The 11738-nt window shown below is 58.6% G+C and carries 11 protein-coding genes and 1 tRNA gene; 6 read left to right on the top strand and 6 right to left on the bottom strand.

Translation table 11 applies throughout. The features are described 5' to 3' along the window. Nucleotides 1–53: 53 nt before the first annotated feature. The 3 genes from NQ014_RS07075 to rlmB all read left to right on the top strand — a co-directional run bounded on the left by NQ014_RS07075 (nucleotide 54) and on the right by rlmB (nucleotide 3155). Nucleotides 54–629, top strand: coding sequence for a CarD family transcriptional regulator (locus NQ014_RS07075; protein WP_257074494.1), 576 nt, complete (start codon nucleotides 54–56; stop codon nucleotides 627–629). A gap of 139 nt (nucleotides 630–768) precedes the next feature. Then, a complete protein-coding gene (gene cysS / locus NQ014_RS07070; RefSeq protein WP_042388940.1) occupies nucleotides 769–2172 on the top strand; it encodes a cysteine--tRNA ligase in 1404 nt (467 codons plus the stop codon). Between the two features lie 38 nt (nucleotides 2173–2210). Next, complete coding sequence (gene rlmB / locus NQ014_RS07065) at nucleotides 2211–3155, top strand: 23S rRNA (guanosine(2251)-2'-O)-methyltransferase RlmB (protein WP_069358976.1); 945 nt, start codon at nucleotides 2211–2213, stop codon at nucleotides 3153–3155. 573 nt (nucleotides 3156–3728) lie between these two features. Here the strand turns inward: rlmB and NQ014_RS07060 are convergent. Genes NQ014_RS07060 through NQ014_RS07050 form a run of 3 tightly spaced genes read right to left on the bottom strand, consistent with a single transcriptional unit; the run spans nucleotide 3729 to nucleotide 6234 of the window. Then, on the bottom strand, nucleotides 3729–4601 hold the full coding sequence (locus NQ014_RS07060) for a metal ABC transporter permease (protein ID WP_257074493.1): 873 nt from the start codon (nucleotides 4599–4601) through the stop codon (nucleotides 3729–3731). After that, the gene (locus NQ014_RS07055) at nucleotides 4601–5281 is read right to left on the bottom strand and encodes a metal ABC transporter ATP-binding protein (protein ID WP_257074492.1); all 681 of its coding nucleotides are present in this window, start codon (nucleotides 5279–5281) and stop codon (nucleotides 4601–4603) included. The genes NQ014_RS07060 and NQ014_RS07055 overlap by 1 nt, the downstream gene beginning before the upstream one ends. A 2-nt stretch (nucleotides 5282–5283) precedes the next feature. Next, nucleotides 5284–6234: a metal ABC transporter solute-binding protein, Zn/Mn family gene (locus NQ014_RS07050; protein ID WP_257074491.1), complete on the bottom strand. Its 951-nt coding sequence runs from the start codon at nucleotides 6232–6234 to the stop codon at nucleotides 5284–5286. 317 nt (nucleotides 6235–6551) lie between these two features. Between NQ014_RS07050 and NQ014_RS07045 the strand changes: the two genes are divergently transcribed. Next, complete coding sequence (locus tag NQ014_RS07045; protein WP_257074490.1) at nucleotides 6552–7658, top strand: LacI family DNA-binding transcriptional regulator; 1107 nt, start codon at nucleotides 6552–6554, stop codon at nucleotides 7656–7658. 103 nt (nucleotides 7659–7761) lie between these two features. Continuing rightward, complete coding sequence (locus tag NQ014_RS07040) at nucleotides 7762–8385, top strand: flavin reductase family protein (RefSeq protein ID WP_257074489.1); 624 nt, start codon at nucleotides 7762–7764, stop codon at nucleotides 8383–8385. Here the strand turns inward: NQ014_RS07040 and NQ014_RS07035 are convergent. From NQ014_RS07035 to NQ014_RS07025, 3 genes are all read right to left on the bottom strand, one after another. After that, nucleotides 8367–8843, bottom strand: a complete 477-nt coding sequence (locus NQ014_RS07035; protein ID WP_257074488.1) for an META domain-containing protein — start codon at nucleotides 8841–8843, stop codon at nucleotides 8367–8369. The two genes, NQ014_RS07040 and NQ014_RS07035, sit on opposite strands and share 19 nt — an antisense overlap. A 14-nt stretch (nucleotides 8844–8857) precedes the next feature. Next, on the bottom strand, nucleotides 8858–9235 hold the full coding sequence (locus NQ014_RS07030; RefSeq protein WP_257074484.1) for a hypothetical protein: 378 nt from the start codon (nucleotides 9233–9235) through the stop codon (nucleotides 8858–8860). Between the two features lie 238 nt (nucleotides 9236–9473). Then, nucleotides 9474–11126: a threonine/serine exporter ThrE family protein gene (locus NQ014_RS07025; RefSeq protein ID WP_257074483.1), complete on the bottom strand. Its 1653-nt coding sequence runs from the start codon at nucleotides 11124–11126 to the stop codon at nucleotides 9474–9476. A 361-nt stretch (nucleotides 11127–11487) separates the two neighbouring features. Here NQ014_RS07025 and NQ014_RS07020 point away from each other — a divergent pair. Then, a tRNA-Thr gene (locus tag NQ014_RS07020) sits at nucleotides 11488–11560 on the top strand. The last annotated feature ends 178 nt before the right edge of the window (nucleotides 11561–11738 follow it).

Genomic DNA, 11738 nt, shown 5'->3' with positions numbered 1-11738 from the left:
TCATGGGGGGACATGATAGGGTGGAAGGCCGTTGGAAAGGGCGTGTGCATTACATGGAATTCAGCATTGGCGATACCGTAGTTTATCCGCACCACGGAGCTGCGAAAATCGAAAACATCATTGAACGAGAGCTTAACGGTGAGACCGTTCAGTACCTCGTACTGCAGATTCTGCAGAGTGATCTGAATATCCAGGTGCCCGCAAAGAATGCCGAGCTGGTCGGTGTCCGCGACGTTGTCGGTGAAGAGGGGCTGCTGAAGGTCTTCTCCGTTCTGCGTGAGACCGACGTGGAAGAGGCCGGCAACTGGTCTCGTCGCTACAAGGCCAACCAGGAGCGCCTGGGTTCGGGCGACATTAACAAGGTCGCTGAGGTAGTTCGTGACCTGTGGCGCCGCGATCAGGACCGCGGTCTGTCCGCCGGCGAAAAGCGTATGTTGAGCAAGGCTCGCCAGGTTCTCGTTGGTGAGCTCGCGCTTGCCGACGGCGTTGATGAGGCCAAGGTCGAGGAAGTTTTTGCCCGCGTCGATGCCACTATCGAGCGTCACCGCGCGCTGGCACAGGAAGGTGCCGCCGGTGAGAAGAAGGACGAGGCCGACGATAGGCCGGTGGACCTGGACGCTGACGCATAAGTCGTTTCCCTTCCCCGGTTCCTTCCAGTAGGGATTTTCTGCACTTTTCCGGTTAACGGCTAGCGCACACACATTGCCCGTGTGCGCTAGCCGTTTTCTCTTTTTCACCCGTATCTATTTCCCCGCTATGCTCGGGGCTGTGACTTTTCAAATCTTCGATACCGCAACCCGCCAACTGAAGGATTTTGAGCCTCTCCGCGAGGGGCATGCCTCCATTTACCTGTGCGGTGCGACCCCGCAGGCTCAGCCGCACATTGGCCATGTTCGTTCTGGCGTGGCCTTTGATATCTTGCGCCGTTGGCTGATCGCCAAGGGGTATGACGTCGCCTTTGTGCGCAACGTCACCGATATCGATGACAAGATTTTGAACAAGGCTGCAGAGCACGGCCGCCCTTGGTGGGAGTGGGTCTCCCGCTTTGAGCGCGAATTTACCTGGGCTTACAACCAGCTCGGTGTTCTCCCGCCGAGCGTTGAGCCGCGCGCTACCGGGCATGTCACTCAGATGGTGGAGTACATGCAGCGTCTGATGGATAACGGCTTCGCCTACGCTGTCGATGGCAGTGTCTATTTCGATGTGGATGCGTGGTCCAAGGCTGAAGGTAGTGACTACGGCAGCTTGTCCGGCAACCGCGTCGATGAGATGGAGCAGGGCGAGACCAACACTCCGGGCAAGCGCGGTGCGCACGATTTCGCACTGTGGAAGGCTGCCAAGCCGGGCGAGCCCTCGTGGCCGACGCCGTGGGGCAATGGCCGCCCGGGCTGGCACCTGGAGTGCTCCGCCATGGCCACCTACTACTTGGGCTCGGAGTTCGACATCCACTGTGGCGGTCTCGACCTGCAGTTCCCGCACCATGAAAACGAGATTGCGCAGTCGCACGCAGCCGGTGACGGCTTTGCTCGCTACTGGATGCACAACCACTGGGTCACAATGGCCGGCGAAAAAATGTCGAAGTCGCTCGGCAACGTGTTGTCCGTGCCGCATATCTTGACCATGGTTCGTCCGGTTGAGCTGCGTTACTACCTCGGTAGTGCGCACTACCGCTCTGTGCTGGAGTACTCCGAGGAGGCTCTGCAGGAAGCGGCAGCGGGCTACCGTCGTATCGAGGCGTTTATGCACCGTGCCGTCGATAAGCTCGGCGATATCGAAATCGGTGAGTGGACGCCGGCGTTCGAAGCCGCGCTCGACGACGACCTCGCCGTCCCACGCGCGCTCGCGGAAATCCACAACGCTGTTCGTGGAGGCAATCAGGCGCTTGCCGACGGCGACGAGACCAAGGCTAAGGAGATTGCCGGTGCTGTCCGCGCTATGGCCGCAGTCCTTGGGTTCGATCCGCTGAATGAGCAGTGGGCAACCTCCGATTCCGGTTCTGATGCAGCAATGCATGCGCTCGGTGTGCTGGTTGAGCACCAGTTGGAGGAACGCACCCGGGCTCGTGCAGAGAAGGACTGGGCTACGGCTGATGCTGTGCGCGACCGTCTGAAGGAAGCGGGTATCGAGGTAACTGATACCGCGGACGGTCCGGCATGGTCTGTCGCTGACTAAAGCTAAAGAAAACTATTAACAACAGGAAGCAGGTAGCTATGGCAGGCAACGGTCGTCGTGGCGCAGTGCGCAAGGCAAGCAAGAAGAACGTCGGCGGCTCCGGCGGCCAGAAGCGGGGCCTGCGTGGCAAGGGGCCGACCCCGAAGGCAGAGGACCGCGTTTATCACGCAGCTCATAAGCGGGCGAATGAGAAGCGCCGCCGTGACTCTGGGCGTCATGAGCGCAAGGGGGATGGCTCCGAGCTGGTAGTTGGCCGTAACCCGGTCGTGGAGTGCCTGCATGCGAAGGTGCCAGCGGCAGCGCTGATTGTGGCGTTGGGCACCGACAATGACGAGCGCCTGCAGGAGTCAGTGCGTATTGCTAACTCCCGTGGTATCCCAATTCGCGAGGTGCCCCGCCACGAGCTGGACACCATGACTGGCAATACCATGCACCAGGGCATCGGCTTGCAGATTCCGCCGTACAAGTACTCGTCGGTCGAAGATCTGATTGATTCGGTGGCCAAGACCGGGGAGCCGGGCCTTATCGTCTGCCTGGATAACATCACCGACCCTCGTAACCTGGGGGCGGTCATTCGCTCGGTGGCGGCCTTCGGCGGTCACGGTGTGGTGATTCCGGAGCGTCGCTCGGCTGCTATCACCGGTGTGGCCTGGCGTACCTCTGCAGGTACAGCTGCACGTCTGCCTGTTGCGCGGGCGACCAATATGGTGCGTTCACTCAAGCAGTTCCAGAAGGCTGGCTACCAGGTCGTTGGACTGGATGCTGGTGGCGACCACACTCTGGATACTTACGACGGCACCACCCCGGTAGTTGTGGTTGTCGGCTCCGAGGGCAAGGGGCTTTCGCGCCTGGTGCGCGATACCTGTGACACCATCATGTCCATTCCGATGACCGGTTGGGTGGAGTCGCTCAATGCTTCCGTTGCTGCCGGTGTGACTCTGAGTGAGTTTGCCCGCCAGCGCCGGGCAAAGAGTAGTCAGTAGCGCATTTGATACCCCCGTAGGCGCCATTGCCAATTCGTTATAGTAATGGCGTTTACGTGGGGTATTTTGGGTTCTAAATTGCGGCCGGTACTTATGGCTACCCCCAGTAGTTCAGCGCTTTAAAGATAATTCTATTTCCGGCGTGCGCTGCAGAAATAACAGCGTTATTATCACTTCCAACAGAAAATTATCCGTAGTTTCCCGAAGGGGAGGGCGGGCAAATCATGCTCCTAGAAATAGGGGCGTAATTGGCCGTAGTTTAGGGAAGCGCACGGACCTAGCGGTGGCTTGTACAGCTAGCTTTGGGTCACTGAGATGTCAGACCACGACATCCTCAGCGTTAGTTTTTCTGTCTGCCGGGTCACCCCATTTCGGCAGTCTCGCAGTCTTAAAAGAGCTGGGGGTATTGGAGTCTGCTTTTAGAGAATCCAGCAAAAATACGGGCAGCCCCTCGGTGGCGAGAGGGAAGGTGGACGCATCTTCTCCGCAATCGTCACTCGAGGGGCTGCCCGATGTTTTTGTTATTTTAAAAGCCACTCCGAAAAGCGATGAAACTCCGAAAAGCGTATGTGTCTATTTGCTCCACTTGGCAGCTTGGACGTCGTCACGCGTTGCCTTGCGTGACTGCACCGTTCCGATGGCGTAGCAGATCAGGTAGATGGCAAACGCGATTGTCGTCACTAGAACGCTGACCGGGATGCCTGGTGCGAGTGAGAGAACAATGCCGCCGACAGCCGCGACCTCGGCGAAAATGGTTGACAAAATGATGGCCTTCACCGGCGAGGCAGTAACGAATGCGGCCGCGGCACCAGGGGTGATGATTAGGGCGATGACGAGCAGGGAGCCGACGATTTGCACGCCCTGGGCGGCGACAAGACCGGTGAGAATCGCGAAGTAGATCGATAGCGCCTTCACGTTGACACCACTGGCGGCGGCCATGATGGGGTCGGCGGAGGCGAATAGCAGCGGCCGCCATTTCCAGGCAACGCCGCCGACGACGATGACTGCAACAATGGCCATTGTCCATAGAGAAGTGTCAGTCAGACCAATGATCTGGCCGGTGAGCAGTGAAAACGCGGTACTTGTGCGGCCGGGGTAGAGGTGGATAAACAGCACCGATAAGCCCATACCGAAGCTCAAGACCACGCCCACAACCGCATCTTGGCGCCCTCGAAGCGACAGTGCCGCCAGGACTATTGCGATGAGCACCGAGCCGATGATGGCACCGCTGCTGACGCTGACACCAAGTAGCAGAGCTGCGGATGCGCCCATGAGTGCCAGCTCACTAGTGCCGTGGACCGTGAAGCTCATCTGCCGCATGACGATCAGGGGCGAGATGATGCCGGAAATCAGCCCAAGCAGTGCCGCTGCAATGAGGGCATTGTGGACGAATCCGACCTGGAGTAGGACAGCGGTGTCGGAGAAATACTGAGCCAGTAGGGTCATTAGGCGATAACCAACTTTCCCTCGACACGGGCAACCACAATTTTGGTTTGGTAGAGCTCCGAGAGCGTCTCTGAAGTGATAATTTCCTCGACCGATCCGATCGCATGTCCATGCGGCGTCAGGTAGAGCACCCGGTCACAGACACCCAGGATAGGGTTGATGTCGTGGGTGACAAAGACGACTGCCGTGTCATTTTCCCGGCGATGCCGGTCCAGGCGCTCGACCGTGGTCCGTTGTGCCGCAGGGTCGAGGGAGAGCAGAGGCTCGTCGCAAAGCAAAAAATCCGGCGCCGAAACGAGCGCCTGCGCCTGGCGGACAAGCTGCTGCTGCCCGCCAGAGAGCGTGCCGACACGACGGTCCGCAATACCCGCTGCGCCGACAAACTCCAGCATCTCGTCGGTGGCGGAGCGGTTCTTGCCGGCCGCCAGCTCGACGAGGTCGCGAACCCGAATGGGCAGCGAGGGCTCGAACATCCGCTGCTGCGGAATGTAGCCCAGGTTCCCGTCGACTTTTACTGAACCGTGAGTCAGCCGCCGCATGCCAAGGGCGGTGGTCAGCAGCGTGGATTTGCCGACGCCGTTCGGCCCCAGAATGGCCAAGAACTCGCCGGGTTCGATATCCAAATTCAGACCGGACCACAGCGGCTCAACGGCTGCGTCAGTAAAAGTCAGTGTGGGCAAAGTTATGCGGACTCCATATCGGAAAGAGTTTGCTTGTAGAGGTCAAAGAACGACTGGTCACCGCTCGGCGACTCAAAAACATCGACGATTTTAACGCCCTCTGCCTTGGCTGCCTCGACGAGTCGCTGCGAGACCTGGTCGTGGGTCTGCGGTGCGTCGATGAGGTAGTCGAGCTCGCCGGACTCGATCAGCTTCAGCATTTCATTGACATCGCTTGCCGACGGCTCGGACTCATTCAGCGTGGACTGACGGTAGCCCTTCGGGGTGATGTCCTCGACCTTCGTGTCCTTCAAGATGTCATCGGCCAGCGGGTGAACCTGAGCAACCTTAGCGGCCTTGAGCTTACTCTTGGCCTCTTCGATGTCCTTGATTTCCTTGTCGACAGCCTTGGTGTCGGCCTTGGCACCTCGCTTGGTCAGAGCTTCGGCGAGCTGCTCTGCAGTTTCTTCAACCGCATCGGTGTCGTACCAGACGTGCTCGTTGGCCTCGCCATCGTGGTGGTGCTCGTGACCTTCGTGGTCGCCATGGTCGTGGTCATTGTGGCCCTCATGGTCATGATCGTGGTCGTGGCCCTCTTCCTGCGGCAGCGCAGAGATGATGACCTTGTCCTTTGCGTCACGCAGAGAGGAGGTTAGCCATGCGTCGTAATGCCCGCCACCTGCGACGAGAATATCGGCGTCCTCTACCTTTGCCATGTCGGCTGCGGCCGGTTCGTAGGAGTGAGGATCGATGTCGTTGGACGCGATAATCGGGTCGATGGAGACCTTCTCGTCATCGGTGACTGCGTCGGCGACGTCTGCCCAGACCTTGGTGGAGGTGACCACCTTAATGGTGTCTTCGGACTTGCCCGCGGACGTAGCGCTGTCATCATTGCTGGAGCATGCGCCGAGACCTGCGACGAGGCCGGCGCTGGCGACTAGCGCCGCGATGCGCGTGGAAAAGCGTGCCTTCATATATGTATCCAATCCTGTTGCGGGCTGAATTATTCCTTTTATTCAGCTCCTGAGCATTAACTGCTATTGAAAACAGTTGTCTTTTAGTTCAAAGAACATAGTAGGGGCTGCGGAGACCCAGTCACAAGGCGGACCTCTGCCGGAGTGGCGGAAATGACAGTCGCGCACATTCGTTGGGTAAAGTTGTCCGCGATTAGATGCGTGTAATGCTCGTTGCAGTTCTTTTCCATAAAACTGAGGTTTTCTACCTGAGGTAGCTGAGCCAAGATATCTGAGCGGGCAGTCACTGTTGGTTTTTCAAGAAGGGTCGGTATTCCGTGCAAAGTCGGCGTCGTCGTGGCACCTTGGCTTCCATCGCAGCAGAACTTGGGGTCTCGCGCACGACTGTGTCCAATGCTTACAACCGTCCTGACCAGCTCTCGGAGAAGTTGCGCGAGCACATCCTGGAAACTGCGGAGCGGCTTGGCTATCCGGGGCCGGACCCAATGGCTCGGGGTCTGCGCATGCGCCGGGTTGGCGCCATCGGCGTGCTGTTCACCGAGCACCTCCCGTTCGCTTTTGAAGACCCTGCGTCGGTGGATTTTCTCGCCGGCCTCGCAGAGGAGCTCGGCGAAATGGGCGACTCCATGTTGGTCATTCCAGCTTCCTCCGAGGAGGGCGGGGACGTAGATCTCAATCTGATTCGGCAAGCGGTGGTCGACGGTTTCGTGGTCTACTCCGTCGCGGACAACGACCCGTTCCTCGCTGCCGTGCGCGCCCGTGGCTTGCCGACGGTCGTGTGCGACCAGCCTGCAGATGCGGTGGCTCTACCGTTTGTGGGCATCGATGACCGTGAGGCCATCAAGCCCGCGGTGCGACACCTGACTGAACTGGGACATCGCAAGGTGGGAATCTTGTCAGTGCGATTGTCGCGTACCCCGAACTCGGGATATGTCACGGAGAAGCGGCTGGCAGAAGCTCATCACCAGGTGCAGAAGAACCGCGTCGAAGGTGCGCTGGAAGCGCTTGCCGAGGCCGGTATTCAGCAGGCAGATGTGCCTATCATCGAGCGTCACCTCAATGACCGCGAGAACAACCGCGATGCGGCTCGCCAGCTGCTGACCGACAACCCGGATCTCACGGCGGTGGTCTGTACCACGGATACTCAGGCAATTGCGGTCTTGGAATATGCCAAGGAGAACGGAATTCGTGTTCCGGAGGACCTGTCCATCACAGGCTTTGACGGAATCGAGCGCGCCCTCTTCCACAAGCTGACCACTGTAATTCAGCCGAATAGGCAGAAGGGCATTGCCGTCGGCCGCGCGCTGGCCGAGGAACTTGAGGCCGCACGCGAGGACCGCGGTCGCGCTCCTTGCGTCTTGTTGGAGACTGAGTTTGTCGTTGGATCGACAACCGCAGCGCCGTCGGCACCGTCAGCCGGGTAGCGGGCCGACGAGGGTAACAACATCGTGGCGCTATCGGGGGCTCTTGGGGTGGTAAACCCCACCTCGTCTTTACTGTGTTCGGATTCAGATTAAGGTCTATTACATGACAGATTCAACAAATTCGAGCACCGACCAATCAGCTGCGGCTCTCAATAGTCCGGAAGGTACCCGCGACGACCATGTCGAACTTGGTGGCCCCGTCGAATTGGATGAAATGTCTATCCGTGGCGCGATGAGTGAGTTCACCACTGGCGTGACCATTATCGCCACCGAGGATGAAGGCGAGGCGTACGGTTTTGCCTGCCAGTCTTTCTCCTCCCTGAGCCTCACTCCACCGATGGTTCTGTTTACTGTCATGAAGACCTCGCGGTCCTGGCCGCATATACGGAACGCTGGACGCTTCTCCGTCAATGTGTTGGCTGAGGATCAGGAGGATATCTCGGCAGCCTTCGGCCGCAGTAATGGCGAAAAGTTCAAGACGGGGAAGTGGGCCCGCTCTGAGCTGGGCAATCCACTACTGCACGGCTGCTCCGTGTGGATTGATTGCACCGTCGTCGATGTTTACGAAGGCGGCGATCACTGGATTGTGACGGCGGATATTGCGGCTATCGGCAAGCGTGAAGAAATCAATCCGCTCATTTACCACCGCGGTTCTTACGCACGGGTTTCTCACCCCGGCACCGATGCGCCTGTTGATCAGAAGTGGCGTCAGCGCCCCTCGGTGTAACCCGAGGTTGTCGCAGTCCAGCCACGGCGATCCTCGCCTGGCTTGGTGTCTTTCATCTCTCGCATGCGCAGACCATTGTTGTCCTGCGTGTAGACGAATTCGCCCGCAACAATCTTGTGGAAACGCTCCGAATAGGTCTGCGCCTGGTCTGAGCAGTCCAAACTGCGAGTCTGCTCCGGGGCGCCGAATTCGACCGCCTCGCCCTTCCACTGCAGCGAACCAGAGCCGTTGCCACAGGAATCAGCGAAGGTATATGTTGTCTGCCCCAGCGTAATAGTCGGTGCCTGAGTTCCGTCCGGCACACCGTGGGGCAGGTTTGGGTCATCAAAAATCGCGGTTATCTGCCATTGCTTGCCGACGATCTCCGCTGCCGGCTTTGCCTGGCATGCGGTAGCCGTCATGGACACTGCCGCAACGACAGCTACTGCGGCAACCGCCTTTTTCCCGCTCAGACCCATGCTGCGTGACCCCGTTAGTTAGCTGCCTTCTTGGTGGTCTTCTTAGCAGCCTTCTTCGTCGTCTTCTTGGCGGCCTTCTTTGTAGCCTTCTTTGCCGTCTTACGAGTGGTCTTCTTTGCTGCCTTCTTGGCCGACTTCTTCGCAGTCTTCTTAGTGGACTTGCGTGTGCGCTTTGCGGTCTTCGGAGCGTTTTCCTTCTCGTACTCCTCGTGAACCTTCTTGAAGCTCAGGCCTTCCTTCTCCACTCCGAGCATGCACATCAGAGTGACGGCATCGTAGAAATCCTCGGCGAAGGTAGCCACAATTCGCCGTGCGCCAGCAGCGGTCTTTTCTTCGACCTTGTGAAGAGCCTCGTTCTGAGCAGTGCGAGTGTCTGTGACCTTCGGTGGCACGAATCCTCCTGGCAAGCATGGCCTTAATTGCGCCCAATACACCTACTTCTGCCAGCCATCTCACCACACGCTCCCGTCACTGAGCTCAACGGAGTTCAGTGGAGAAGGAATGGGATTGTGATGACGCAGTTTCAGCTTTAAGCGCTACTTACAATTCAAAAACCTAATTCTACCACGTTGTTGATAGGTCGCGCGGCGTGGACAACCTGGTTCCGGAAGCGACCAGTTCACGCAGCGGCTAGTCCACGCGCGGGTTCATACCGCCCTTGAAGCGGTAGTTGCGTGGACGGCGAGGCTTGTTCCGCGGATTCACAGGACGGATGCGACGCATACCAGCCCGGATTGGACGGGTCAGGCCACTGTCTTCGCGCAGTGCGCGAGGGCGACGGAGTCTGCGCGCCATCCATTCACCGAGGACAATACCCGCAGCTAGTGCCGTCGCAATGCCTAGCGCTGAGGCCAGCGCCGTAAACCCCTTGGTCGGGTGGTCGTGCAGCAGTGCGTGCATACCGCGGTAGATCGTCATACCCGGAAGCAGCGGGGTTACGCCTGCCACTGCCGTAATCAGCGGCGGGATGGACCAACGTCGTGCCAGCAGGCCACCGATGAGGCCAATCAGTGTTGCTGCCGCACCTGCGCTGGTCACCGGATGAACTCCCAGTGGAGTCAACACGTAGTAGTAGGTCATCGACCCCAGCAGGGCGACCGTTCCGGACACCGACAGCGCGGTGAACCCAGCATTCGAGGCCAACGCAAATGCGATTGAGGCGGTAGTTCCCGCTATCACCCTCACTGTCGCCTGTGCCAGGTTGAGGTCGGAGCCCGCGATGACGTCGGGAAGCGGAATGCCCAGCATTCCGGAAAACTCGATGCCCATTGCGATGCCAGCGACGATTCCGCCGGTCAACAACATGGTGTCGAAGAAGCGCGCGGAGCCAGTCACAGGTGCGCCGGTGATGCCGTCTTGCAGTGCTTGCACGAGGGTTAGGCCGGCGAGCATCACGATAATTCCCGAGGCGATCAGCCTGGATGGCTGCATCTCAAAGGGGAGATACGCCTGCGCCGCATTGAGTACAGCAGCGGAGAGTGTGGCGATGAGACCGCCGACTGCGTTCTGGAAGAATGTGGGCAACTCGCGGGCAGCGAGTTCACCAATCACGATGACGATGGCCAGTGTGACGGCAGCCGCGATGAGGGCGACCTCGAAACTCGAACCGAGCAGCACTGTCACGGATGAGGCCAGCAATGCCCAGCCAGCGTAGATGACGCGGAGGCGATATTTTGCGGGCTCATGCTCGACCTTGTCGATAGCCTCAATAGCCTCCTCCAAGCTCAGGTGGCCCGCGCGAATTCGGCGGATGACACGGTCGGTGTGACGCAAGCGCTCGAAGTCGGGCACTGGTGCGGTGACAACGCGCATCGCGGTAATAGGGGTACGGCGCGCGCCGATGAGGTGGTAGACCGTCACAGAGGTCAACGTGATATCGACCTGAATCTGGGTGAGGCCATAGGCTGAGGTCACGGCCTTAATTTGCAGCTCGGTATCGCGGTTGCCCGAGCCACATGCCAGCAACAGTCCGCCGATGCGAGCAGCGAGATCGAGTACGGCCGTGACCTGACTCGGGTCGGAATAATCGATCGGTGCCAGCGGCAGCGGGGTAGTAGTCGAGTGCACTAGGTCGACAGTTGCCGTTGGGCCGGAAACGAAATCAATCACGCGCTGCTTGAAGGTGGACTGACCTTCGATTGCAGGAAACTGGGTCTGCGGAGTGTCGTCGTAGGCGACAGTGGGGTCAGCGTCGTAAGCGATAGTGGCTTCGGCATCGTAGGCATCATCCTTCGCGGCGGAGTTTTCTTCGGCGTTGGATTTGTTGCCGCCATCGAATGGCATGTCGACACTTCCTTTCCCCGATACTGCCTGGGGTGCGTTGCAACGATATTGCAAAGACGAGTTCTAGAGACGCTGCTGACGCATAGCTCCCAGTGGTTTAGCGATAGTCACACTACCCCGTCGGTGACGGAGAATCTCAATTCGTTTTCGGTGCGGTGAATTTACCTATCTGAGCGGGGCTTTTAGTGTGCAGAAAAGTGTTCAAGAAGTACGGTTGCAGTATTCCTGTGGTGTCGTTTTTAACTTCTGCTTGCCAACCTGTACAATCGCCTGTCAGCGGCACAGCTGAGTTCGATTCTCAGGTTGACTCTGATTCTTTCGAGCCAGCGACGGCTAACGCCAAAAGGGTCGCTTTAAAGTTGCCGGGATGGCGCAATTGGTAGCGCAACTGATTTGTAATCAGTAGGTTACGGGTTCGAGTCCCGTTTCCGGCTCTAAATCCCCAGGTCAGGAAGTTTTCTGCCCTGGGGTTCTTTGGTTTTTTTGGGTTAAACGACAAAATGTGTGTCTGGCTCGGCGTGTCGCGCGGGGGTTAGATTTGGCCTTTCTGGATGCCGATTGAGTGGGTGTAGTCGGTGTCGATAGCGTTGTCGTAGAGGGCTGGTCGTCCTG

Origin of the sequence: Corynebacterium sp. 5QC2CO (assembly GCF_024580435.1) — a bacterium.
Classification (GTDB): domain Bacteria; phylum Actinomycetota; class Actinomycetes; order Mycobacteriales; family Mycobacteriaceae; genus Corynebacterium; species Corynebacterium jeikeium_D.
This window is presented reverse-complemented; position numbering and strand designations above follow the sequence as displayed.

Excerpts from the sequence above, each read along its gene's own strand:
- NQ014_RS07075 (WP_257074494.1), top strand. The coding sequence starts at position 54 with ATGGAATTCAGCATTGGCGATACCGTAGTTTATCCGCACCACGGAGCT.
- NQ014_RS07025 (WP_257074483.1), bottom strand. The coding sequence starts at position 11,126 with ATGCCATTCGATGGCGGCAACAAATCCAACGCCGAAGAAAACTCCGCC.
- NQ014_RS07035 (WP_257074488.1), bottom strand. The coding sequence starts at position 8,843 with ATGGGTCTGAGCGGGAAAAAGGCGGTTGCCGCAGTAGCTGTCGTTGCG.
- NQ014_RS07040 (WP_257074489.1), top strand. The coding sequence starts at position 7,762 with ATGACAGATTCAACAAATTCGAGCACCGACCAATCAGCTGCGGCTCTC.
- NQ014_RS07050 (WP_257074491.1), bottom strand. The coding sequence starts at position 6,234 with ATGAAGGCACGCTTTTCCACGCGCATCGCGGCGCTAGTCGCCAGCGCC.
- rlmB (WP_069358976.1), top strand. The coding sequence starts at position 2,211 with ATGGCAGGCAACGGTCGTCGTGGCGCAGTGCGCAAGGCAAGCAAGAAG.
- NQ014_RS07060 (WP_257074493.1), bottom strand. The coding sequence starts at position 4,601 with ATGACCCTACTGGCTCAGTATTTCTCCGACACCGCTGTCCTACTCCAG.